This is a genomic window from Sphingorhabdus arenilitoris, from assembly GCF_042651485.1.
Taxonomy (GTDB): Bacteria; Pseudomonadota; Alphaproteobacteria; order Sphingomonadales; family Sphingomonadaceae; genus Sphingorhabdus_B; species Sphingorhabdus_B arenilitoris.
Window position 1 is genome coordinate 32013 of record NZ_JBHSDH010000010.1, and the last position, 24221, is coordinate 56233.

22 protein-coding genes and 1 tRNA gene are annotated in these 24221 nt (G+C 54.5%); 14 read left to right on the forward strand and 9 right to left on the reverse strand.

Annotation, left to right across the window (positions count from 1 at the left end):
* The first annotated feature begins 88 nt into the window (after positions 1-88).
* From ACFOWX_RS01640 to ACFOWX_RS01650, 3 genes are read left to right on the forward strand one after another with little or no spacing between them, the layout of a single operon-like run.
* Positions 89-643, forward strand: a complete 555-nt coding sequence (locus ACFOWX_RS01640; RefSeq protein ID WP_381420707.1) for an NADPH-dependent FMN reductase — start codon at positions 89-91, stop codon at positions 641-643.
* Positions 640-1260, forward strand: coding sequence for a 3,4-dihydroxy-2-butanone-4-phosphate synthase (locus ACFOWX_RS01645; RefSeq protein WP_381420708.1), 621 nt, complete (start codon positions 640-642; stop codon positions 1258-1260). Before ACFOWX_RS01640 ends, ACFOWX_RS01645 begins: the two co-directional genes overlap by 4 nt.
* Positions 1253-2356: a YeiH family protein gene (locus tag ACFOWX_RS01650; protein ID WP_381420709.1), complete on the forward strand. Its 1104-nt coding sequence runs from the start codon at positions 1253-1255 to the stop codon at positions 2354-2356. Before ACFOWX_RS01645 ends, ACFOWX_RS01650 begins: the two co-directional genes overlap by 8 nt.
* A gap of 221 nt (positions 2357-2577) precedes the next feature.
* On the opposite strand, the gene ACFOWX_RS01655 is transcribed toward ACFOWX_RS01650, so the two are convergent.
* From ACFOWX_RS01655 to ACFOWX_RS01665, 3 genes are all read right to left on the reverse strand, one after another.
* The gene (locus tag ACFOWX_RS01655; protein WP_381420710.1) at positions 2578-2808 is read right to left on the reverse strand and encodes a hypothetical protein; all 231 of its coding nucleotides are present in this window, start codon (positions 2806-2808) and stop codon (positions 2578-2580) included.
* Positions 2808-2883: transfer RNA gene (locus tag ACFOWX_RS01660), tRNA-Val, on the reverse strand. Before ACFOWX_RS01660 ends, ACFOWX_RS01655 begins: the two co-directional genes overlap by 1 nt.
* Before the next feature lie 92 nt (positions 2884-2975).
* The gene (locus ACFOWX_RS01665; protein WP_381420711.1) at positions 2976-3962 is read right to left on the reverse strand and encodes a hypothetical protein; all 987 of its coding nucleotides are present in this window, start codon (positions 3960-3962) and stop codon (positions 2976-2978) included.
* Between the two features lie 232 nt (positions 3963-4194).
* On the opposite strand from ACFOWX_RS01665, the gene ACFOWX_RS01670 reads away from it, so the two are divergent.
* A complete protein-coding gene (locus ACFOWX_RS01670; RefSeq protein ID WP_381421059.1) occupies positions 4195-6369 on the forward strand; it encodes a M3 family metallopeptidase in 2175 nt (724 codons plus the stop codon).
* A gap of 138 nt (positions 6370-6507) precedes the next feature.
* Here ACFOWX_RS01670 and ACFOWX_RS01675 read toward each other — a convergent pair whose 3' ends face one another.
* The gene (locus tag ACFOWX_RS01675) at positions 6508-6744 is read right to left on the reverse strand and encodes a hypothetical protein (RefSeq protein ID WP_381420712.1); all 237 of its coding nucleotides are present in this window, start codon (positions 6742-6744) and stop codon (positions 6508-6510) included.
* 281 nt (positions 6745-7025) lie between these two features.
* Positions 7026-10046 (reverse strand): excinuclease ABC subunit UvrA, encoded by a 3021-nt coding sequence (uvrA, locus tag ACFOWX_RS01680; RefSeq protein WP_381420713.1) that lies wholly within the window; start codon positions 10044-10046, stop codon positions 7026-7028.
* A gap of 250 nt (positions 10047-10296) precedes the next feature.
* On the opposite strand from uvrA, the gene ACFOWX_RS01685 reads away from it, so the two are divergent.
* Positions 10297-11100 (forward strand): hypothetical protein, encoded by an 804-nt coding sequence (locus ACFOWX_RS01685; RefSeq protein ID WP_381420714.1) that lies wholly within the window; start codon positions 10297-10299, stop codon positions 11098-11100.
* Between the two features lie 11 nt (positions 11101-11111).
* Here ACFOWX_RS01685 and ACFOWX_RS01690 read toward each other — a convergent pair whose 3' ends face one another.
* Positions 11112-11702, reverse strand: a complete 591-nt coding sequence (locus ACFOWX_RS01690) for a DUF4126 domain-containing protein (RefSeq protein ID WP_381420715.1) — start codon at positions 11700-11702, stop codon at positions 11112-11114.
* A 166-nt stretch (positions 11703-11868) separates the two neighbouring features.
* Between ACFOWX_RS01690 and ACFOWX_RS01695 the strand changes: the two genes are divergently transcribed.
* Both ACFOWX_RS01695 and ACFOWX_RS01700 read left to right on the forward strand, forming a co-directional pair.
* On the forward strand, positions 11869-12597 hold the full coding sequence (locus ACFOWX_RS01695; RefSeq protein WP_381420716.1) for a hypothetical protein: 729 nt from the start codon (positions 11869-11871) through the stop codon (positions 12595-12597).
* A 136-nt stretch (positions 12598-12733) separates the two neighbouring features.
* Complete coding sequence (locus ACFOWX_RS01700; RefSeq protein WP_381420717.1) at positions 12734-13561, forward strand: NUDIX hydrolase; 828 nt, start codon at positions 12734-12736, stop codon at positions 13559-13561.
* A 3-nt stretch (positions 13562-13564) separates the two neighbouring features.
* Here the strand turns inward: ACFOWX_RS01700 and ACFOWX_RS01705 are convergent, their stop codons facing one another.
* Complete coding sequence (locus ACFOWX_RS01705) at positions 13565-13882, reverse strand: 2Fe-2S iron-sulfur cluster-binding protein (protein ID WP_381421061.1); 318 nt, start codon at positions 13880-13882, stop codon at positions 13565-13567.
* Positions 13883-14055: 173 nt separating this feature from the next.
* Between ACFOWX_RS01705 and trxB the strand changes: the two genes are divergently transcribed.
* Complete coding sequence (gene trxB / locus ACFOWX_RS01710; protein WP_381420718.1) at positions 14056-15024, forward strand: thioredoxin-disulfide reductase; 969 nt, start codon at positions 14056-14058, stop codon at positions 15022-15024.
* A gap of 37 nt (positions 15025-15061) precedes the next feature.
* Positions 15062-15973 carry a DUF481 domain-containing protein gene (locus ACFOWX_RS01715; protein ID WP_381420719.1) on the forward strand — a complete coding sequence of 304 codons (912 nt, stop codon included), beginning with the start codon at positions 15062-15064 and terminating at the stop codon, positions 15971-15973.
* Between the two features lie 53 nt (positions 15974-16026).
* Here the strand turns inward: ACFOWX_RS01715 and ACFOWX_RS01720 are convergent, their stop codons facing one another.
* Positions 16027-17916, reverse strand: a complete 1890-nt coding sequence (locus ACFOWX_RS01720; protein ID WP_381420720.1) for a DEAD/DEAH box helicase — start codon at positions 17914-17916, stop codon at positions 16027-16029.
* A 119-nt stretch (positions 17917-18035) separates the two neighbouring features.
* Between ACFOWX_RS01720 and ACFOWX_RS01725 the strand changes: the two genes are divergently transcribed.
* Positions 18036-19688 carry a PHA/PHB synthase family protein gene (locus ACFOWX_RS01725; RefSeq protein WP_381420721.1) on the forward strand — a complete coding sequence of 551 codons (1653 nt, stop codon included), beginning with the start codon at positions 18036-18038 and terminating at the stop codon, positions 19686-19688.
* Between the two features lie 13 nt (positions 19689-19701).
* Here ACFOWX_RS01725 and ACFOWX_RS01730 read toward each other — a convergent pair whose 3' ends face one another.
* On the reverse strand, positions 19702-20115 hold the full coding sequence (locus tag ACFOWX_RS01730) for a hypothetical protein (RefSeq protein ID WP_381420722.1): 414 nt from the start codon (positions 20113-20115) through the stop codon (positions 19702-19704).
* A gap of 213 nt (positions 20116-20328) precedes the next feature.
* Here ACFOWX_RS01730 and ACFOWX_RS01735 point away from each other — a divergent pair, with 213 nt between their 5' ends.
* The 4 genes from ACFOWX_RS01735 to ACFOWX_RS01750 all read left to right on the forward strand — a co-directional run bounded on the left by ACFOWX_RS01735 (position 20329) and on the right by ACFOWX_RS01750 (position 24157).
* Positions 20329-21522, forward strand: a complete 1194-nt coding sequence (locus tag ACFOWX_RS01735) for an acyl-CoA dehydrogenase family protein (RefSeq protein WP_381420723.1) — start codon at positions 20329-20331, stop codon at positions 21520-21522.
* A 107-nt stretch (positions 21523-21629) separates the two neighbouring features.
* Positions 21630-22769 carry an acyl-CoA dehydrogenase family protein gene (locus ACFOWX_RS01740; RefSeq protein WP_381420724.1) on the forward strand — a complete coding sequence of 380 codons (1140 nt, stop codon included), beginning with the start codon at positions 21630-21632 and terminating at the stop codon, positions 22767-22769.
* Between the two features lie 31 nt (positions 22770-22800).
* Complete coding sequence (locus ACFOWX_RS01745) at positions 22801-23322, forward strand: GNAT family N-acetyltransferase (RefSeq protein ID WP_381420725.1); 522 nt, start codon at positions 22801-22803, stop codon at positions 23320-23322.
* Between the two features lie 259 nt (positions 23323-23581).
* Positions 23582-24157 carry a phasin family protein gene (locus tag ACFOWX_RS01750; protein WP_381420726.1) on the forward strand — a complete coding sequence of 192 codons (576 nt, stop codon included), beginning with the start codon at positions 23582-23584 and terminating at the stop codon, positions 24155-24157.
* The last annotated feature ends 64 nt before the right edge of the window (positions 24158-24221 follow it).

Sequence of the window (24221 nt, forward strand, 5' to 3'; positions counted from 1 at the left end):
ATGACAGCGCTAGACATAAACCGTGCGAGATATAATGCAAGAGGTTGAAGCTTCTGCCTCGCTGATATTACTACTGGGAGAATGAGCAATGACATTGATCGTCGCATTGGGCGGCACGCCGCGACCCAATTCATCGACGGAAAAGGCGCTTGCTATTTCCTGCCGCTCCGCAGAAGAGCTGGGCGCAGAAATCCGCCGGTATGATGGAAGCTATATGGCAAACCTGCCTTTTTATGGCGGTCCAGGCCATAGCAAAGAGGCGGGGGCCGATATGGTGGAGGATCTGCGGCGGGCCGATGGGATATTGATTGCATCGCCCGGCTATCATGGCAGCATATCCGGTTTGGTCAAAAATGCGCTCGATTATGCCGAGGATTTGGCCAACGATGAACGCCCTTATTTCCATGGCCGTCCGGTCGGCTTGATCGCGACGGCATTCGGGCATCAAGCGACGATGAGCACATTATTGACGCTGCGCACAATTACCCATGCGCTGCGCGGATGGCCAACCCCTATTGGTGCGGCCATTCGCACGACGCCGGAAACCTTTGACGAGCAGGGCGAGATACGCGATGTTGGCGCGCGGATGCAATTGGAGCTCGTCGGTCAACAAGTGCTTGGCGCAGCAGGGATATTCAAATGACGGAAAATTCCGTGACCTCATCTTCCCCCAAATGGCGGGGTGATTTGGCGGCCCATTTGCGGGAGGGCGGCATGATTATCCTGTCGGGCGATCAATATCGGGACGGCGACCTTGATTTTGCCATGGCGGCGAGCAAGGTCACGCCCCAAGCGATAAATTTTATGGCGCAGCATGGTCGCGGGCTTATCTGTTTGGGGATCAGCCAACAGCGCGCTTGGCATTTGGGCATCGGTCGTCAGGATGCGGGCAGCCACGCCAGCAGCGGCCGCCCTTTCGGCGTATCCATCGAAGCGCGGCACGGTGTTGATACCGGCATTTCCGCTTATGACCGGGCGCACACAATTTCCGTCGCTGTTGCGCCCGATGCGCGCGCCGCTGATTTAGTTACCCCCGGCCATGTCTTTCCCTTGATCGCTGATCCCGGCGGGCTTGCGGCGCGTAAATCGACGCTAGAGGCAGGGCTGGAGCTTTGCCGCCGCTATGATCTGGGCGAGGGAATAATATTATGCGCGATCATGCGGAGCGATGGCAGCATGGCCCGGGCAGAGGATATGCAGGAATTTGCCGCCACTCATAATGTGCCGGTGATCGATATCGGCGATATTACAAATGGTTGAACGGGGGCCAAGCCTCAACGCCATTGTTCAGGGCGATTTATATGGCGAGATATGGCTTGCCGAACAGGATAAAAGCCCAGTTAAGGCGCGGACCCGGATCAGTGCCTACTTCCCCGGCCTTGCCATATGCGGTGTTGTCGCAGCCGCGGCGACATGGCTGTCAGAACATTATGGTATACCGGCCATTGTTGCCGGTCTGTTGCTTGGTCTTGCGCTCAACTTTATTTCGGCCAGTGACAAAACGGTAAAGGGTTTCCATCTCTGCAGCACCAGCTTGCTGCGGTGGGGTATCGTGCTGCTCGGAACGCAGATAACGCTGTGGCAGATAGCGGCCATGGGGCCAATTTCCCTGCTCGGATTGATCGGCATCATGGCGTTGGTGATAATGGCCGGGATATTGGCCGCGAAATGGAGCGGACAGGGCAGTCTGATCGGCCTGCTGGCGGGCGGCGCGACGGCGATATGCGGGGCGTCTGCGGCGCTGGCCATTTATGCTATTATCGGCCGGGAACGGCTGGAATATGACCGTTTCACATTCACTTTGGTGGGCATCACCGTGGCGAGCGCGACGGCGCTTTCCGTATATCCGATTATTGCCGACTATCTGCATTTCACCGACCGTCAGGCGGGGTTTTTGATGGGCGCAGCGATCCATGATGTGGCGCAATCGCTGGGCGCGGGCTTTGGCTATTCGCAGGAGGCGGGGCAAACGGCGACGATTGTGAAGCTGACGCGGGTGGCGTTGCTGGCCCCGGTGGTGGCGATTATCGGTATCACCATCAGCGCATCGGCATCAGCCGCCGACGGCGGTGCAGCTGGTAAAAAACGCATCCGTGACTATTTGCATTTCCCATGGTTCATCATCGCCTTTTTCGCGGTCGTTGCGGTCAATTCGCTATTCGCTGCGCCCACCATTATCGCGGAAACCGGGCTTATCATTTCAAAGACATTTTTGCTGCTGGCGGTGATTGCAACGGCGATGAATTCTAGACTCGATGCGATTATGTCCTATCGGTGGCGCGCATTGATGCCCGTCGCCGCTGCCACACTAACCGCATTTGCGGCGAGTATAAGCTTCGCCTATTTCATATTATAAGGGGTTAGCGGCTTACTCCCTAACAGTAGGTCGCCGATTCGTTAAAAGGCCTATCAATACGATCTTGCGGCAGATACCGATGGGTGGCGCGGCGGCGTAAACGCAAACTAGGTTACATCAAAATCCGGCAGCTGCGGCATGGTTCGCGCTTTGGTGTCGTTTTCGAATTTTGCTTTGTGGTGGTTTCTTTGCGTTTTTCAACAGGCTGACTATCGTCATCGCTATTGTTTTCGGTTGACGCTTTGGAATTCCCACTGGAAGTTATTGCAAATGCCGGCGCTGCGGAAATACCAAAACAAAATGCTGCTACGACAACAGATTTTTTCAACAAACGCATATACGGCCTCACCCTCTATCGCTCTCAACAGCGCCGCATAACGCTGCGCTTCATCCCCGACAAAGCACGCAATATCAGTAAAGTCAAGCAAAACAGGGATTTCGAGGGAGGTCATGGTGGGCGCTAACGGGCTCGAACCGCTGACCCTCTCGGTGTAAACGAGATGCTCTACCAACTGAGCTAAGCGCCCTAAAAAGGCCATGACGCGCAGAATCAATCTGCGATGCTGGGGCCAATGCCAAAGCCGTTCGGAATTGGCAAGCCTTTTCGCGTTTGTAACCGCTAAATAACCGAACCTCTCGCCAATTGAACCTCGTCAAAATATTTCATCATCTTATCTGCGGTGTCGTCTGATAGCTCGATGAAAACACGCCGCGCATCTTTGGGATCCATCCGGCGCAGCAAGAGCCCGGTTTCGGTCATCCCGGTAATCCACCTCAGCGCGGTTGTTGCAGGGACAGCAGCGGCGATACATAGGCTCGATACCGAAACCGATTTGCCTTCAATTCTTGCGACCAGCAAATCGAGCAATATGTCCCATGCCGGATCAGCAAATAGCTCGCTATCAAAATAAGCGTCGCGGCGCCGTCGATATCGGATGATTTCACGGATATAGGATGCCTTCACCGGCGAGGCGGTCTCATCAGCTGCCGCCCTTTTTGTTTCTATAAAAGGTTGGATGATGCTGCTGGGCGCGGGCCGGAATGACATCGGCTTTTCGGCCAACTGGTTGCTGCTTTTCACATCGCCTTGATCGGCCAATCGCGCCAGAGTGCGCGCAAAATCGGCAAGCTCATCGCTTATTTTATGCAGCGCGCCAATACCTGCATCGCGGCTGTTATCATGCAGCTGTTCCATCTTACTTCCCCGCCTGATTGCCCCAGACATAATGAGTAAAGCTTCAAGGTCGCTTCCTTGGATCAGGAAATGGCATTGGGAAATTGGCATATCGGCATATGCCCGGTCCAAACTCTCCATATCCGTCCAAATCAGCGCCTCCCCGCCATTGCTTGTTAAGTATCGAGATATGTTGGAGATTTCTTGCAAAGGCCGCTCCGAAATGGAGGTAAAATCTGCGATTAGCAGATCAAATTCTGGGAAATCATCGGGCTGGGGTCCGATTTGGGCGATATCGCAGCGGTCGATAATCAGACATCCTGCGCGCTGTGCTATCGCCGCCAGTTTCGCCCGTTCGGCTTGGTTTGGGCTGCAAATCGCGGCCGTGCGCTGCGGCAATTGTGCGCTTGTCAGGTCGTTGTAGGTCGGCATGCACCTCATCCTCTGTTTTTTAGGCGGGCATAAAAACCAGTGCCAGTTGTTCACGGCAAGTCTGGGCCCTTGGAGTGTTTTCAAATAGCCTCCAAAATGGATTCAACCATGCCCAGCGTTTCTTGTATGAGCCGCTAGTATATAAAATTTGGCTAGATGCTGGTCTTTTTGGTCAGCGCAACCTATCTATTGTCCATGATATTTAAGAGAGGAATGATAGGTCGTGCGAAAAATGAAGATGATATTGGCGTTAACCGCCTTGCCGATGATTGCGACGCCAATGGTTGAAATTGCTCAGGCTGCACCCGCGCCCAAAACAGTGCCTATGCTGCTACAAAAATGGCAGGGTCCCTATGATGGTGTGCCGGCATGGGATAAGGTGAAGCCAACGGATTTTCCCGCCGCTTTTGAAGCCGGTATGAAGGTGACGAAAGCCGAATATGAGCGCATATTAAACAATCCCGAACCAATCACCTTTGAAAATACTATCACCGCGACGGAACTGGCTGGTAAAGAATTGAGCCGCCTGTTTCCGGTTTGGGGCGTGCACACCTCCAATTTGTCGAATGATCAAATCCGTCAATATGAAGCAGAATATGGCCCAAAGCTGAGCCAGTTTTTCACCGAACTGACCTTGGACGCTCGCTATTTTCAGCGGATCCAATATCTGTATCAACAACGCGATAAGCTGGGGCTTGATGCGAAGCAGATGCGTCTTTTGACGCAAACCTACGATAACCTTGTTCGCGATGGTGCGTTGCTCAATGCCGAACAGCAGAAACGGGCGATTGCAATCGAATCTGAGCTTGCGAAAAGCTTTTCGACTTTTTCATCGAAAGTATTGGCCGACGAAGAAACCTATATTTTGATCGAAAATGAGGCTGATCTGGCGGGGCTTCCGGATAGTTACATTGCCTCGATTGCCGATGCGGCGAAGGATAAGGGCAAAAAAGGCTGGGCCGTGGCCAACACGCGCAGCGCCGTTCAACCTTTTTTGGAAAATAGCACCAACCGCGCCTTGCGGCAGAAAGTGTGGACCGCCTTCACTAAGCGCGGCGATAATGGCGATGGCAATGATACGAATGAAGTCATCGCACAAATATTGAAATTGCGGCAGGAGCGTGCGGAATTACTGGGCTTTGAAACTCATGCCCATTACCGGATGGCCAATACGATGGCGAAAGACCCGGAACGCGCGATGGATTTGATGATGAAAGTGTGGCCGGCCGCTGTTGCCCGCGTGGGTGAAGAGGTCGCCGATATGCAAGCCATAGCGGATGCCGACGGAATTACCATCGAGCCATGGGACTACCGTTTTTACGCCGAAAAAGTGCGGAAGGCTAAATATGATCTCGACCAGAATGAGATTAAACCTTATTTCCAACTTGATAATATGATGGCCGCCATGTTTGATGCGGCGGGCCGGTTATATGATTTTAAATTTATGGAAAACACAGGCACTGTTCCTGTCTTCCACCCCGATATCCGCACATTTGAAGTGACCCGCAATGGGCAGATTGTCGGCCTGTTTTATCTCGACAATTTTGCGCGGCCGGGCAAACGGTCGGGCGCGTGGATGACCACTTACCGCGATCAGCATAAGCTGGGCGGTGAGAATAACATTGTACTGGCGTCGAATAACAATAATTTTGTGAAGGGTGCGGGCGGTGAACCGACATTGATCAGCATTGATGATGCCTCGACGCTGTTCCACGAATTTGGCCATGCGCTGCATTATCTGAATTATGATATCACATGGCCTGGTCTGGCCGGAACGCCGCGCGATTTCGTGGAATATCCAAGCCAAGTGAATGAAAATTGGCTGCTGACCCCGTATATCCTGAACACCTATGCCAAGCATTATAAAACCGGCGAACCCATTCCCAAAGAGCTGGTAGAAAAGATAGAAAAGAGCAGCAGCTTTAACGAAGGTTTTGCCACGGTGGAATATCTGTCCAGCGCGATATTGGACATGAAACTGCATAACCGGACCGACCCAGTGGCAGACCCGGCGGCATTTGAAAAAGCCACGCTGGCGCAAATTGGGATGCCAAAGGAAATGGTGATGCGGCACCGGTTGCCGCAATTTAATCACCTCTTCTCCTCCGACGCTTATTCTGCAGGCTATTATAGCTATTTGTGGTCGGAAACGATGGATGCCGACACTTGGGCGGCGTTCGAAGAATCGGGTGATGTGTGGAATAAGGAAATAGCCGATAAATTCCGCAAGATATTGCTATCCACGGGCGGCGAAACCGACCGGATTGAGGCTTACCGCGAATTTCGTGGCCGCGATCCCGACGTGAATGCCTTGCTGAAACGGCGCGGATTTCCGGTTGCGTCCAAAGGTCCGGGCGACGCACCACCCATCATGGAGGAAGCTGCATCCGGCGGTATCGGTAATTAACACCCGGGGGCTGGGTCACGGCACGTTGCGGGTCAATGGCGGTGCGCCTATCACCGCCGGTTGATATGCGCGGTTTGCGCGATGATTGGTCCGCCGGTGGCCGCTTTCATGCTGCCGCCAATATCTGAGCCGTTCGATTTAGGCAGAGGCCAACGTCTCGCTGCCCCGGAACCAGAATAACGGTTCGGCGGGCTGCTGTGACGAGGACGCCAACGGCAGTGCGGTTTCGCAAAAGGCGCATTCCGCCGTTGTCCGTCCAATATGCCAATGGGTCCGGGTGCAGGACGGACAATGATTGACCGATTCGGCGTAATAAAGCGGGATAAATGTCCGCTGTTGCGCCGAACCCCGGAAATCCTTTATATTCATATACATCGACTTCTCCTTCGCTATCGTGAGCCCCCACATTTGCGACCAGCCGTTTTATACTATCGATAAACTGCATCCTATCATATGAATAGCTTATGAACAATGCGGCGAAGCGATTACGGCTCGTCGCGCCTCGTGCACGGGTCGGTTGACCTATTTTGGCACATGACTTTGCGGCCCACTTGGGCCCGCAAAATGGTCTCAAAACTCCAAGACGGATTGAATAGGTCCTGACCCTAAAACCGATACTCCTGCCGATCAACCAGTTGGCTTATCAGCTTTTATTCCTAACGGCCGAGCATCGGTTTCAAATACCCACCCGTGTAACTGGCCGCAACTTTTGCCACTTGTTCCGGTGTGCCTTGCGCCACGATCTCTCCGCCTTTTACACCGCCTTCGGGGCCGAGGTCGATGACCCAGTCGGCGGTTTTTATGACGTCGAGATTATGTTCGATCACCACCACGCTATTACCCTGTTCGACGAGCCGGTGGAGCACTTCGAGCAATTTTCGCACATCTTCAAAATGCAAGCCGGTCGTCGGTTCATCAAGGATATAGAGCGTTTGCCCGGTGGAACGTTTGCTCAGCTCCTTGGCGAGCTTTACCCGCTGCGCCTCCCCGCCCGACAGGGTGGTGGCCTGCTGCCCCACCTTGATATAGCCCAGACCCACTTCGGCCAGCATCGCCATTTTATCCCGGATCGGCGGCACGGCCTTAAATGTTTCGACTGCATCCTCTATTGTCATGTCCAGGACATCGGCGATCGACAGGCCTTTCCACTTCACCTCCAATGTCTCGCGGTTGTAACGCCGTCCATTGCACTCCTCACAGGTGACATAGACATCGGGCAGGAAATGCATTTCAATCTTGATCAGGCCATCACCGCTACATTTTTCGCAGCGCCCGCCCTTTACATTGAAACTGAAGCGCCCGGGCTTATATCCCCTTGCCTCGCTTTCGGGCAGGCCCGCGAACCAATCGCGGATATTGGTAAAGGCTCCGGTGTAAGTGGCGGGGTTGCTGCGCGGTGTCCGGCCAATCGGGCTTTGATCAATATCGATCACCTTGTCGCAATGTTGTAAGCCGGTAATTTTGTCATGCGGACCGGCGATCACGCGGGCACCATTCAATGACCGAGCGGCGGCGGCATAAAGCGTGTCGATAGTGAAGCTGGATTTGCCAGATCCCGAAACACCAGTGATGCAGGTGAAGGTGCCGAGCGGAATCGATGCGGTGACATCGCGCAAATTATTGGCCCGCGCCCCGTGCACGGTTAACTTCTTGCCATTGCCCTTGCGCCGTTTTTTGGGCACCGCGATTTCCCGCGTGCCGTTGAGATAATCGGCGGTCAGCGACCCTTTTGCCTTTATGATTTTTTTCAGCGGCCCTTCGGCCATCACGCGCCCGCCATGCACGCCCGCACCCGGACCAAGATCGACCACCCAATCTGCGGTGCGGATCGCATCTTCATCATGCTCGACAACGATCACCGTATTGCCCAAATCGCGCAGCCGCCGCAACGTAGCGAGCAGGCGGTCATTGTCTTTTTGATGCAGGCCGATGCTCGGTTCATCGAGCACGTAAAGCACACCGGACAGGCCGGAGCCAATTTGACTGGCAAGGCGGATACGCTGGCTTTCTCCGCCTGATAATGTGCCGGATGTACGGTCAAGGTTCAAATAATCGAGCCCGACATTGTTCAGGAAGCCCAGCCTTTCGTTGATTTCCTTCAATATCGCTTTGGCAATCTGACTCTGCTGCTTGGTCAGGCTTTGGTCTACTTCGGCAAACCAGACCAAGGCGTCGCTCACGCTCATCCGGGTCGGCGTGGCAATATCGGCGCCCGCAATTTTGACGCAGAGCGCCTCAGGCCGCAGCCGCGCCCCATGACAGGTTTCACAAGGCTGCGATGTTTGAAATTTGCCGAGCTCTTCGCGCATCCACGCACTGTCGGTTTGCAGCAGACGGCGGTGGAGATTGCCGACCACGCCTTCAAAGGCTTTGGTCACCGTATATTCTTTACGCCCATCCTTGAAAGTCAGCTGCACCGGCATCCCATTTGTGCCGTGCAGGATGATCATCCGCTGATCGGGCTCCAATTGATTCCAAGGAGTCTCCAGGCTGAAATCATACGCCCGCGCGAGGCTGGATAATACCTGCATATAATAAGGGCTCGGCGGGTTGGATTTGGCCCATGGCACGACCGCGCCTTGCTTCAAAGTCAAAGCCTCATTGGGTACCACCAGCTGTTCATCAAATTCCAACCGTTCGCCAAGGCCATCGCAATCGGGGCAAGCCCCTTGCGGCGCGTTGAACGAGAATAGCCGGGGCGCGATTTCGGCGATGGTAAAACCCGATACGGGACAGGCAAATTTTTCACTAAACACAATGCGATTGGGCGGCAGGCCAGTGCCCTTCATCGACCCACTGGTGATGTTTGCTAGAGCCCTCTCCCCTTCAGGGCGGAGGTTTGGGATGGGGGGCTGTATTTGAAACTCAGCCCTAACCTCGCGGACAGTCGGCTCCCCCTCTCGTAACTGCTCCCCTGAAGGGGAGAGGGACTGAGCCATCGCTTCTGCCACCGTCCCATCCGCCAAATCCACGAAGGCCAGCCCATCGGCCAGCTTCAGCGCGGTTTCGAAACTATCGGCCAGCCTTGTTTCAATGCCCGGTTTGATGACGATACGGTCGACCACAACCTCAATGTCATGCTTATATTTTTTATCCAGCGCTGGCGCTTCTTCAATCGGGTAAAAATCGCCATCGATGCGCACGCGGGTAAATCCATCCTTTTGCCATTGCGCGAGTTCTTTGCGATATTCGCCCTTGCGCCCCTGCACCACCGGCGCGAGCAGATAGGCCCGCGTCCCTTCTGCCAAGGCCATGGTTCGGTCCACCATTTGCGTGACCGTCTGCGCAGTGATGGGCAAGCCGGTTGCGGGCGAATAAGGCACGCCCACCCGCGCCCATAATAACCGCATATAATCATAAATTTCGGTGACCGTCGCCACGGTGGAGCGCGGATTGCGTGACGTGGTTTTCTGCTCAATGGAAATGGCGGGCGATAGACCTTCGATATGTTCCACATCCGGCTTTTGCATCATCTCCAAAAACTGCCGCGCATAGGCCGACAGGCTTTCCACATACCGCCTTTGTCCCTCGGCATAGATGGTGTCAAAGGCGAGCGACGATTTGCCGCTGCCCGACAAGCCGGTGATAACGATCAGCTTGTCACGCGGCAGGTCGATATCAATGCCCTGCAAATTATGTTCGCGCGCACCGCGCACCTTGATGTGGGTCAGGCTCATGAGAATAATTGTTCCATTTTTGTTCTATATACGCAAGTGCGAATTTTCACTCAGACCGGCGATGCGGCACCGCAGACCGAATTGAAATACAGGCTTTACAAGGCATATTTTTTCCTGTCATCTGCCCAAGTGGGTCAAAACTAAATCTATTCGTATAGATGGGAAATTTATGTCCAAATGTTTTGTCCGCGCGCGCCCGGCCCGCATCGCTGCCACTGCGTCCGGATGGCGCGCTTCTCTTTCAAATCACATGCGTGTTGTTAAAACCGCTTCTGCGCTGATCGGGGTTGCCATCGCCTCTACTTATGGCGGTGCCCCGGTATGGGCGCAGGGCGCTTCAAACGAAGCAATGGCTTGCACCGCACAGAAGACATTCAGCGGGCAAGAGCTTGGCATCGCGGATCCGGCCCAAATGCAAATGATGATGAGCGCGTCAGCCATTGGCGACAAAAATAGCAAGCTGCTGCGTACCAGCGGGCGAATGAATTTCTCTCGGCCAGTGGACCCGTCGCTGGGCAGTGCCAGCCCAATATTCCGCTTCGTCATTGAATATTTTGATGCAGGCTATGGTGCGTCCTCAGAATATTACCAACCGCCGCTCGTTGAAAATATCATTGCCGCGCTGCAGGTTAAAACCCCCGAACTTCCCAATGAAGAACGGCCCGTCAAAATGCTGTTCAAAACACAAAATTCGGATGGCAGCGGAAGGGTGTTCCAAATGCCCGGGAAATTGCAGAAACAATATGGCGAAAATCCGCTGCGAACGGCGTTTTTCAATCCGAAATTCACGCCCTTACCCGGTAAAAATGGAGATCAGACGATCGATTATTTGGAATCGCTGTCAAACGCCATTCGCGAAGCAGAGAAAATTGAGGTGAGCTTCATTGACGAGAAAAGCGGTCTAACTATCGGCTATTCATCAATGCCAATCCCGCTGATGGTGGTCGAGAATTTCAATCTCTCCCCCATGGCGGATCAGCTGCGCGAACAATTGGCGGCGCGTAAATGCCCCCCATTGGTCCCGGTTTCGCCGCTATGGATGCTCGGCGGATAGCCTGCCTGACCCTAAGCCTGTTTTTTCGGAAAAAATTTGCGATATTTGCGGTAGGCCCAGCTCAGCAGCCATATCGTAAGCAGCAGCAAGATGACCGCGATCACCGCCGCCGCGACCGGATTGGCAAAGATCAGGAATAACAACCCGCCCGCCGCGACATCCTCGCCCGTGGACAGCATGATGTTGCTGACCGGTTCGGGTGATGTGTTCACCACCGCCCGCGCCGACGCCTTCGTCGCATGGCTGGCAAAGGCCGCGCCGCCGCCCAATAGGAAGATGATAACCTGCCACGCCGGATCACCGCTGTCGACGAGCGCGAGCGCAAGCATCGCCCCGCCCAGCGGCCGGATGATGGTATGCAGCCCATCCCATATGCTATCGAGCCACATTACCTTGTCAGCGAAAAATTCGGCCAGCGCGCCCAATGCTGCAATCCCGATCACCCACGGATTGCCCAGCGCCTCCAACATGACAAGATTTTCCGGCAGCGGCACAATGTCAAAACGCATGGCAAGCCCGGTTGCAAATATCGTCAAATAAAGCCGCCATCCCGACAGCAGGCTGACACTGGCCGCAAGGCCCAACAATTCCACAATCCCCATACCCGCCTCTCCCCGCCTGCAATGGGCGAAACATGGCACGAAAAGCCCGGTGGCGCAATTGCGCGGATTTGCGGCGGTGTCGCTTAACTGATTTTTAGTTATACTTGCGCCAATGGATATTATGATAAGATATATTTGACCGGTTGGCTGATATAGGGGGTAATATATGTTGCATTTTATGATGTCGTTGATGATGGTTTGCGCGCTAGCCAGCTGCAAGACCGCTGATCGCAGTGATGACGGTGCAGGGGCTGCGGGGACACGGCAAAGCAGCAGCATCTATTACAAATCGCAATCCGCCGCCGATGCCGCGCTAGCGGCCTTTGATAAGGATAACCCCACGTGCCAGCTCTGGACCAACTGGCAGAAAATGTGCTCGCGTGCAAATCCCGATGCTCGTTCATTGTGTGTTACGCAAAAGCATAATTCGGTTGCTCCTTCTGCGCCGTTTTGCGTAGCCTCTGTTTACAAGGATAGTAAAGTAACAAATATATCGTCATCAGACACTCGGACGCTTTTATCGATAGCGAGATTCTGCGACGGAAAGACGTCGCTTGAGACCAACCCCGAATGGGATATTCATACCGCTGTTGGGTTTTGTGCGTATCAAGAAAATCGTCCGTTCGTATTGAAACAACCATTCACGATGAATGAATTAGCGAGCCAATGGATAATTGACAACTTCGATGAAAGTCAGATGTCTGAACATTCTATATTGGAAAGTTACGATGAACATAGAAGTAACTGGTGTAATGATTTTGACGTTCTAGGAATGTACGAGCAGGAAGAGTTCGGGGGAGATGGTGTCATTATGCCCACGCTCCGTATAAAAAACATTGAACCCGTATTTGGAATTTTCTGTAGATCACAGAAACGCATTTCAGCAGCACCATAATAATTGGTAATGCCTTCGAATATTTTGCCGTCATTCGAAATAACCCGTTCCAGTTGCAAAAACCCATCATCCCCTTCTGTCCATCGCCAGTGATTTAGCGGTGGCGCTTTACGCTTATCCATGCTTGATATAGCGCATGACATCCGATCAGAATGAGCGCGTTTCTGAACGCGGGGGCGGGAGTGAAAATCCGCTTGCTGTGCCTGCGGCGACTATGGTGATTATGCACCGCGATCCGGCGGGCGGTGCGCCGAAAATATTGATGATGGAGCGGGTCAAAAGCATGGCTTTTGCCGGCGGTGCAGCGGTTTTCCCCGGCGGCAAGGTGGATCAGGCGGATTTTGACTTTGCCGCCGCATTGCCGCGCGATGTGACATTGGGGCTGGACGTGCCAGAGGTGGCGGCGCGGCTGGCGGTGATCCGCGAAACGATTGAGGAGGCGGGGTTGGCGCTCGGCCTGCATGGTGTGGAGGATCCCGCCAATTGCGATGAAGCGCGCCGCGCGCTGCATGATGGCGAGATATTGGGGGAGGTTCTGTCGGCGCAGGGTTGGACCCCCGACCTTCAAAAACTGGTCCCTTGGGCGCGGTGGCGTCCGCCCACGTTTGAGCGCGTGTCGCGGGTATTTGATACGCGTTTCTATCTGGTTGATGCCGGCGGGGCGCAGTTAAATGCAGTCGTTGATGCGACCGAGAATAAACGGTTATTCTGGGCCAGCGCCGCCGAAACGCTGCGGCTGGCGGATGAGGGTAAGGTAAAAATCATATTCCCCACCCGCCGCAATTTGGAACGGCTGGCGCAATTTGACAGCTTTGACCGCGCCGCCGCCCATGCCGCCGAATATCCCGTCGAAACCGTCCTCACATTTATCGACGAACGGCCCGATGGGCGCTATTTATGTATCGAAGGTCGGCATGGCTATCCGGTAACCGAAGAAGCGCTTGATACCGCTCTTCGGGGATAGGTATCAATCCTCTTGCGCGATGGTGACAATCAATCCGTCGAGATCATCGGTAACCGGTATCTGACACGATAGCCGCGATTGGGCGGTGCGGTGGTCGGTGCTTTCGAGCAGGTCATTTTCATCTTCGCCCATTGCGGGCAATTTATCGGCATAGGCCGGGTCGATATGGACATGGCAAGTCGCGCAGGAACAGCATCCACCGCATAGCGCCAGCAATTCGTCAAAGCCATTGTCACGGATCACCTCCATCAGGCTTAGGTCATTATCCGCGTCAACATCGCGGGATTCGCCAGTGCGGGTGATAACGGTAATCTTCGGCATGAACGGCTCCAATAGTAGGATATATTTGGCCTGTGACATAATCGGCGCCTGACGGGGAAGGCAAGCCCCTATTTTGACTGTATGTTTATACGGGTAAAGACAAGATGCTTGGACATCGGCTTGTTGGTCCTTATGTCACCATCCAACAGATTCGTTCATTTACAGGAATTACCATGCCGCACGATCGCCACGCCCCCGTCATCATCATCGGTTCCGGCCCCGCTGGTTACAGCGCCGCTGTCTATGCCGCGCGCGCCAATTTGTCGCCAATGATCGTGACTGGCGTTGAAATTGGCGGGCAGTTGATGACCACCACCGATGTTGATAATTGGCCCGGCGATGATCAAGGTGTGCTTGGCCCCGAGCTGATGGACCGGATGCGCAAACATGCCGAACGGTTCGGCACGCGTATCGAAAATGACCATATTGAGCGCGTCGATTTCAGACAGCGTCCGTTCCGCCTGTATGGCGGCGCGGGTGAATATAGCGCCGATGCGGTGATTATCGCAACCGGTGCCAGCGCACAATATCTGGGCCTGCCGTCGGAACAGGCTTTTATGGGAAAGGGCGTATCGGCCTGCGCCACATGTGACGGCTTTTTCTACCGCAATAAACCGGTCGCAGTGATTGGCGGCGGCAATACAGCGGTGGAGGAGGCGCTTTACCTCGCCAATATCGCCAGCCACGTGACGCTGGTTCACCGCCGCGACAGCCTGCGCGCGGAAAAGATTTTGCAGGACCGATTATTCGCCAAGGAAAAAGAAGGCAAGATCACGATCAAATGGCATCATACGCTGGATGAAGTGCTGGGCGATGCCACGGGCGTCACGGGAATGCGGATCAAGGCCACGGACAATTCCCCCAATCCCGGCGCGACCGAGGATATTGAGCTGCACGGGGTATTCATTGCGATTGGCCACAAACCCAATACTGGCCTGTTTGAAGGCCATTTGGACATGGCAGGCGGCTATATCAAAGTCCGCTCCGGCCTAGAAGGACAAGCGACAGAGACCAGCGTGCCCGGCGTCTTTGCCTGCGGCGATGTTATGGACCATATTTACCGGCAGGCAATAACGAGCGCAGGCACAGGCTGTATGGCGGCGCTGGACGCGGAACGCTTTATCGATGCGGGCGGCGCATAACGCCCGCCTGCGACCTTAACCGACCAAAGGGGTTACCATGAATAATTTCGCAAAAGCCGCCATATTGGCGGGCCTTTCGGCCGCGTCACCCGCGCTTGCCCAAGCTTCGGCAGAACAGGCGCTAGACGCCGCCATCGCGGCCGATGATACCGCCGCCGTCGAAGCGATTGCCAAATATGCGCTGCAAGCAGATCCGGAAAATGCCGCGAATATCACCCGAAAAACGGAGGCCTATAAAACCAAAATTGCCGCCGCCGATGCTGCTGCAAAGGCTGCACAGATCGAGGAGCAGCGCAACGCGAGTCTCTTTGATAATTGGTCCGGCCGGGGGGAATTGGGCGCATTTCGGTCAAGCGGGAATAGCAGCAATACGGGATTGACCGCTGGCTTGGCTCTCGAACGGGACGGGATTAAATGGCGGTATAAACTCAGCGCCTTGGCCGATTATCAACGCAGCGGCGGGACCACCACGCGCGAACAATTTACAGGCGGGTTCGAGGCCAATTATAAAATCAATAAACGGCTCTTTGGCTATGGCCTCGGCCAATATGAGCGCGACCGGTTTCAAGGCTATTCGGCGCGATATTCCGTGTCCGCTGGCCTGGGCTATCAGGTGATTGATACCGATAAGATGAAGCTGGATGTTAAGGGCGGGCCAGCGTGGCGGCAAACCGAATTTGTGGCTGGCGGATCGCAGTCCAGTTTGGCTGGTCTCACCAATGCCAATTTCGCTTGGAATATATCGCCCACCATCACATTGCGCCAAAATGCATCGGCCTATCTGGAATCGGCCAACAGCAGCCTGACGTCGCTTACCGCGCTTGAGGCGAAGATAAACAGCGCTCTGACCGCACGGCTTTCGTATCAGGTGGAACGCGACAGCAATCCACCAGCGGGCCTTGAAAATACTGATACGCTGTCACGCGTCACGATCATTTATGACTTTTAAGTCAATGATTTTTCGACATATTTAGCCAAAAACACTTACCTAGATCAAGATTATTACCGCGGGCGGTTGCCTTTCGCTTTATGCTTTACGCCATGTTTGGAAGGTACGCCTTCTTTTTTGCGAAAGGGACGCTTGCCGTCTTTCTTGAAATCGCCTTGCGGTTTGTCACCGCCAAAGTTGGCGCCCAGCGTTGGGCGGGCCTTGTTGCCGCCTTCGCCTGAAGCACCCTCTTTTTTGCCGCGATATCCGCCGCCTTTTCCGCCGCGATATTCGCCACCTTTTCCGCCGCCGCCTCGGCCCTGATAACCCGATTTGCCGCGCTTCTTATTCTCTCGCGCCATATCACGAGGCGGGCCATCGGACGGAACAATTTCGACATCGGCATCTTCATCGCGGCCCGGTTTTTGGGCCGCTTTGGCAAATGCTTTAGCACTATTTGCGGCGATACCGACAAAGCTTTCATTGGCGGCAATACGGATCGCGCCGACATCATTTTTGGTTACCCCGCCCCGGCGGCAGATCAGCGGCAGCAGCCATTTGGGATCGGCGTTATTCTTGCGCCCGACATTGATCCGGAACCAGACGGCATCGTCAAATCCATCACGGTGGGATTCCTGCGCCCGTTCGGCTCGTTGTCCATCGTCCAGCAATTCTTCGGCCACTGGCATTTCGGCGCGGTGCATCGCCACCAGCTTTGCCGCAATATCTTCGGGGCTCATTGTTTCGAGCAAGGTCGCACCCAGCACGCGGTCGCCATCGTCAATATCGGTTGGCGCAAGCAGCTTTTCGAGCAGCCGTTCATGGTCCTTCGCCTTAATTTCTTCGGCGGTCGGGACCTTCATCCACTCGGCGTTGATCTTCGCACCGCGCAGCATGGATTCGACCCGCTTGCGCCGTTGATAGGGAACAACCAGAACCGCCGTGCCCTTTTTACCTGCCCGTCCGGTCCGGCCGGAACGATGCTGCAATGCTTCGGCATCGCGGGGAATTTCGACATGGATAACCAGCGTCACGGTGGGCAAGTCAATGCCCCGCGCCGCGACATCGGTGGCAACACAAATGCGGGCGCGTTTGTTACGCAGCGATTGCAGCGCGGCATTGCGTTCCTGTTGGCTATGCTCACCCGACAGGGCCACGGCGTTAAATCCGCGATTATTCAGCTTTGCGTGCAAATGGCGCACGCTTTCCCGCGTCGCGCAAAATAGGATCGCGGTTTCCGCTTCATGCAGGCGGAGCAAATTCACGACGGCATTTTCAATGTCCGGCGGCGCGACGGTTACCGCCTGATAGGCAATATCGCCGTGACCGCGATCTTCGCCCACCGTGCTGATCCGCAGCGCATCATTTTGATAGCGTTTGGCGAGCGCGACAATCTGTTTCGGCATGGTCGCCGAAAACATCAATGTCCGGCGTTCTTTGGGGCTAGCGTTCAGCAATTCTTCCAGCTCTTCACGAAAGCCCATGTCGAGCATTTCATCGGCTTCATCCAGAATAGCGACTTTCAGTTCCGACAGATCGAGCGCGCCGCGTTCCAAATGGTCGCGCAAACGGCCCGGCGTGCCGACAACAATCTGCGCCCCGTTTTTTAGGTTCCGGCGTTCTTTACTGGCATCCATACCGCCGACGCAGGTGGCTATACGCACCTGCGCTCCGGCATAGAGCCAGCTAAGTTCGCGTGCGACCTGTAGCGCCAATTCGCGGGTCGGCGCGATAATCAGCGCAGCCGGAAGCCCGGCCAGGCTGACCAATCCGCCGTCCAAAATTTGCGGTGCCATGGCAAGACCAAAAGCAACGGTCTTGCCCGATCCGGTTTGCGCCGAAACCACGAGGTCACGTCCTGCCGCTTCGGGAACGATAACTGCCGATTGAACAGGGGTAAGCGTGCTATATTCACGCGCGGTAAGCGCCTCGCCAAGCAGCGGAGGGATATTGTCAAATGCCATGATGATTCCTTGGATAAGCGCGCCCTTTGCGCCTTATTTGCGGCAATGTCCATGCTGCGCCGCAAAATAGTGATTTTTGCCCTTCGACATCAGCGCCGCTTAACGCTATTCGTGGGGCTATGACCGACTCTCCAAAATTTCCGCCCTTCCTCGATCCTGAAGTGATGAAAGCCTTTACGGCGCAAATGGATGGCGGCGGCCTTCCCGATGGGGCCGATCCTATGACGGGGTATAAGCATGCAATGGATGCATGGGGTCAAGTGCTGGAACCGCTGGCCAAGGCGGGGCGCAGCAAGGTAGACCCTGCCGACCGCCGGTTTAAGGGCGAGCAATGGGACCATCCGGTTTTTGACCTGATGCGTCAGGGTTATAGCGTGATGAGCGAATATATGACCCAAGCCGCGCAGCAGGTTGCCGGCATTGACGACGCGCAAAAGGCAAAGCTGAATTTCGCGGTCAAACAAGTGGTCGATGCGATGAGCCCGGCCAATAATGCCTTCACCAATCCCATGGCATTGGAAAAAGCGATTGAGACAAAGGGTGCCAGCCTGATGAAGGGTATGGCCCATATGATGGCCGATTTACAGCGCGGACAAATGACGCATACCGACCCGGCGGCATTCCGGCTCGGCGAAAATATTGCCGCCACGCCTGGTAAAGTGGTGCATGAAACGCCGCTTTATCAACTTGTTCAATATGCGCCGACGACCGACAAGGTCCTAAAAACGCCGCTGGTGATATTCCCGCCCTGGATCAACCGTTTCTATATACTCGACCTAACCGCCGAAAAAAGCTTTATCAAATGGTGCGCGGATCAGGGTATTACCGTTTTCATCGCCAGCTGGAAATCAGCCGACAGCAGCATGAAAAATGTGGTGTGGGATGATTATATCGCCGCCGAAATTGATGCGATCGACACCATCCGCGACCTGCTGGACGTAAAATCGGTCCACGCCATCGGCTATTGCGTTGCCGGCACCACGCTTGCTGCGGCGCTTGCCGTGTTGGCGGCGAAAGGCGAGGCAGCGAAAGTCAAGTCCGCCACCTTCTTCACCGCGCAAGTGGATTTTAGCGAGGCTGGCGAATTGCTCAGCTTCATCGACGATCATCAGCTCAAAATGATTGAGGCGCTGTCGGGTGAAGGATATTTGGATGGCCGTTTCCTTGCGCTGACCTTCAACCTGCTGCGCGGCAATGACCTGATTTGGTCAACGGTGGTGAAAAACTATCTGCTCGGCGATGATTATCCGGCCTTTGACCTGCTGCATTGGAATGGCGATGTCACCAACCTGCCGGCGCGCTGGCACAAGGATTATCTATGCGATCTGTACCGTGACAATATGCTGGTAGAACCGGGCCGCTTATCGGCGCTGGGCGTACCGATTGATCTGAGCAAAGTTGAAACGCCAAGCTATATTCAGGCCGGGCGAGAAGATCATATTGCGCCTGCCAAAAGTGTATGGAAAATCCGCGATCATTTTAAAGGGCCTTTGAAATTTGTCCTCGCCGGAAGCGGGCATATAGCGGGCGTAGTGAATCCGCCGGTCCTGCAAAAATATCAATATTGGCTGAATAACGACCCACAAGTGAATACGCTGGAAGCGTTTATCGAAGGCGCGACAGAGATTAAGGGTAGCTGGTGGCCGGACTGGATAGAGTGGCTGCAAACTCATGGCGACAAAATGGTGAAAGCCGAAGGCGCGCGTATTCCGGGCGAGGGCAAGCTGAAAGCCATAGAGGATGCGCCGGGCCGTTATGTGAAGTCACGATAACAGGTTCGGGGTTCTACCGGACACCATCTTCGCGGCGCTCCGCAAACCATTCGCGTAGCGCCTTTGCCTGACATCCGGTAAAGCCATTACTGCCGACCGCAGAACAGCTGCTGGGGCGGGCCAGACGTGCTACGTCGTCCAAGCTCTCGGTCGCAGCGGCAAGGCTTCTGTCGCCGGTATGCGGCAATTTTGGCTTCTGATAGACATTGGCCGGTATGCGGTAGCGTTCGGCTTCGGGCCGCTCTGCGCAGACAACAATTTCGTCGTCGGCTGCTTGCGGGCAATTTTCATCGCCATAAGTGATTAAAAAGGACCAGCGCTCTGTCGCCCTTTCTGGCTCTGCTTTTGACTTTGCATCCGCCTGCGCCGCGATTGCCGATATAGCGCATAACCCCGATAGCGCGGAAAGCTTCAATAATCTGGTCATATGCTGTCCTTCGTCATTTAAGGCCATGGGGTTACACTGGTCCGCGATTACCGCCTATCGGCGCCGTCTATCGTCCACATACACTGTCTAGCGACAAAAGATGGAGCAAAAATCGATGCGGATATTTTTTCACGGGGTTAGGGAAAAAACCTACCCTTTACGTAAACGTAAACTATCGCTATAACCAAGTGATACAATTTGAGGAGAATCGCCATGGATATGGAATTTAGCGCCGAAAACATTGCTTTCCGCGAAGAAGTGCGCAGCTTCATTCAGGACAATTACCCCGACTCGCTGCGCGCCGCGCAAGAAGAAGGAGAGGAAATGTCGAAGGAGAATTTCCTCACTTGGCACCGTATATTGGCGAAAAAAGGTTGGGTCGCGCCCGCATGGCCGGTGGAATATGGCGGCCCCGGCTGGACTCCGACACAGCGCTTCATCTTTTCAGAAGAGATCGCTGCGGCTGATTGCGTAGCGATCATGCCCTTTGGCATCAATATGGTCGGTCCCGTGATTTATACCTTCGGCACGCCGGAGCAGAAAGCGCAATTCCTACCCCGGATATTATCGGGCGAGGATTGGTGGTGTCAGGGTTATTCCGAACCAGGCGCGGGCAGCGACCTTGCATCGCTGCGCACCACGGCGGTTCGCGACGGCGATGATTATATTGTCAACGGGCAAAAAACATGGACCACCATGGCGCAGCATGCCGATTGGGGTTTCTTCCTCGTCAAAACCGATAAGGAAGCAAAGGCGCAGGAGTCTATTTCCTTTCTGCTAATTGATATGAAGTCGCCCGGCGTCACCGTGCGCCCCATCATCACGTTGGGCGGCGAGCATGAAGTGAATGAAGTTTGGCTGGAGGATGTCCGCGTTCCCGTATCAAACCGGGTTTATGAGGAAAATAAAGGCTGGACCTGCGCCAAATTTCTGCTTGCACATGAACGCACGGGGATTGCGGGTGTCGCCCGTTCAAAGCGCGGCGTGGAGAAGATCAAGTCGATCGCGCGCAGCGAAGTGGACGGCGACCGGCCCTTGCTGCAAAATCCCTTTTTCAAACGCAAAGTGTCGGAGCTGGAGATTGACCTCACGGCGCTCGAATTTACCGAACTACGCTCGCTGGCGGGCGAAGCAGCGGGCAAAGGGCCGGGGCCCGAATCCAGCCTCCTGAAAATTAAAGGGTCGGAAATACAGCAGCGGATCACCGAGCTCGCGCTGGAAGCGGTTGGCCATTATGGCGCGCCTTATTTCCGGGGATTTGGTGAAGGCGACAATGCCCATCCCATCGGCCCTGATTATGCACACCGCGCCGCGCCAACTTACTTCAACACGCGCAAGACCACCATTTATGGCGGATCGAATGAAATACAGCGCAACATTATCGCCAAAATGGTGCTGGGACTATAACATAAAATATAACGTCAAACGGGCGGCCAATGGCAAGCGGAGCAGCAACTAGCCGCAACCGATACCGCCGCCGCCATATTGACGGATAAGAGGGTAAGGAACAACAGATGGATTTCACCTATACTGAAACGCAGGACATGATCCGCGATACGCTGGCCCGCTTTTTGGCCGATACATATGATTTCGACAAACGCCGTGCGATGATCGACAGCGATTTGGGCCGCGATCCTGGCATCTGGACCGCATTGGCACAGGAGCTGGGGATGCTGGGCGCAGCCTTTAGCGAGGATCATGGCGGTTTGGGCGGCGGCCATTTGGAAAATGCCATCATTATGGAAGAATTGGGCAAGGTCATGGCGATCGAGCCCTATTTGCAAACTGTGGTGCTCGGCGGCGGCGCATTGAAAGCGGTGGGCGGCGCGGCCGCTGATGCAGTTATCCCCGAAATTATCGGCGGCAATGTGATTATCGGATTTGCCTATGCCGAACCGCAAGGGCGCTATAACCTCGCCAATTTGCAGACGAGCGCGAAAAAAGATGGCGCCGGCTATGTGCTGAACGGTCATAAATCGGTCGTCTATGCCGCGCCATGGGCCACTCATTTGCTGGTCACAGCACGCACCGGCGGCGGGCAGAGCGAGCGCGAGGGCATCTCCTTATTCCTGATCGAGGCGAACACGCCGGGCGTCGTACGCCGCGATTATCCCACGGTGGACGGTTTTCGCGCGTCGGAAATCTATTTTGAAAATGCCAGCATCCCAGCCGATGCGCTGCTCGGTGAAGAGGGCGGCGCATTGCCGGTCATCGAACAGATAGTCGATGAAGCAACCGTCGCCATATGTTCAGAAGCCGTTGGCGTGACGGCCAAGCTGCATGAAGGCACGCTGGATTATGCGAAACAACGCAAACAATTTGGTCAGGAAATTGCCCGGTTCCAAGTGCTGCAACACCGCATGGTGGATATGTTCATGGAAGTGGAGCAGGCCAAATCAATGACGATTATGGCGACGCTGCATCTCGATAAACCAGCTGAGCAGCGGATGGCAGCGGTCAGCGCGGCCAAGGCGCGGATTAGCCGGGGCGCAAATTTCGTAGGCCAAAATGCGATCCAGACACATGGCGGTATCGGTATCACGCAGGAGCTTGCCATCGGCCATTATTTCAAACGCGCGACCATGATTGAAAATCAATTTGGTAGTGCGGATCATCATTTTGATCGTTATGAGGCATTGACCCTGGCCGCGTAAAAACGGCGCAGATAGCCCTGAAGAGACGTTCATGCCGATATTTTACCGATCACCTGTTGCCGCCGATGTGGAAGCTTTGGCGGCGCTGGGCCGTGAAACATTTTGCGATACATTCGCCCATCTTTATGCCGCCGAAGATTTGACCGCTTTCTTGGAGCAGGCTTATTCTGTGCCTTCGGTGCAAGCGGATTTTGACAATCCCCGGCTCTATTATCAAGTGGCAGAGGATAATGGGCAGCTGGTTGGCTATTGCAAAATTGGCGACGGTGTCACGCTTGACTATGATCCGCAGGGCCGCCGCGTGGTGGAGTTGAAACAGCTCTATCTGCGGGCCGATTATTTTGGCCAGGCAGTGGCCGGTCGCCTGATGGATTGGGCGCTGGAAAAAGCAGCCGCGCTCAATGCAGATGATATGTTGTTAAGCGTATTTAGCGAAAATCCCCGGGCGCAGCGCTTCTATCAAAAATATGGCTTCGCACATGTAGCAGACACTATTTTCATGGTTGGCAACCATGAGGACCATGAATTTCTGTATCTTAAAAAATTGAAATAAAGCGATAAATTTGAAATCCCTAAAAATTATTGTGCGCCGCACAAAAAACCCTTGACGCTGCGCTGCAGCATATATATATTGCACTGCAACACAACAATGATGGTGCAATTTAATGACTGACGTAAAAACCACAGCAGCAAAGCCGGTAGCCAAAACAGCCGCCCCTAAAACTGCGAAAGGTGCAAAGCCAGCTGTTAAAGCAAAATCGGCCCCGAAAAAGCCTGCTCCTGCAAAAGTAGCGGTTGAAGCCCCGGCGGCTGTGGTTCCTGCAAAAGCTGTTGAGGCAGCTCCTAAGGCCGCAGTAGCTCAGGTGGCGAAGGATCAGCTGGTTAGCAAAATTGTCACTGTTGAAGAAACATCGATTATCAAGAGTGGAGTAGAAAAAATGACTAAGACCGCAGAAACAACAGCCGAAAAAGTAACCGCAACCGCGAAAGGCTTTTTTGCCGACATGCAAGTTCGTGCCGCTGAAGCAGCCGAAAAAGGTAAGAAATTGGCAATGGACACTGTTGAGTTCCAAAAAGCCAACTTTGCCGCAATCGTGGAAGCTGGCAAGATTGTTGCCAAGGGCGCACAAGACATGGGCAAAACCAATGTTGAATTTGCCAAAGCGAATTTCGCCGACATGCAAGCAGCTGTAAAAGAAATGATTGCTGTTCGCACGCCAACCGATTTCGTAAAAGTTCAAACCGAACTGACGAAAAAAGCTTTCGACACTGCCGTATCGCAGGGTTCGAAGAACACCGAAGCTGTCGTTAAACTCGCCAGCGAAATGTTCCAGCCGATTTCGAACCGCATCGCGGTTACGACTGACCTTTTCAAAAAAGCCGCCTAAGCCGCTTTTTTTGAACACGCTGACCGGCGTGTAGCTAGCACCTGCCGCCTCTCTCTCTCCTCCT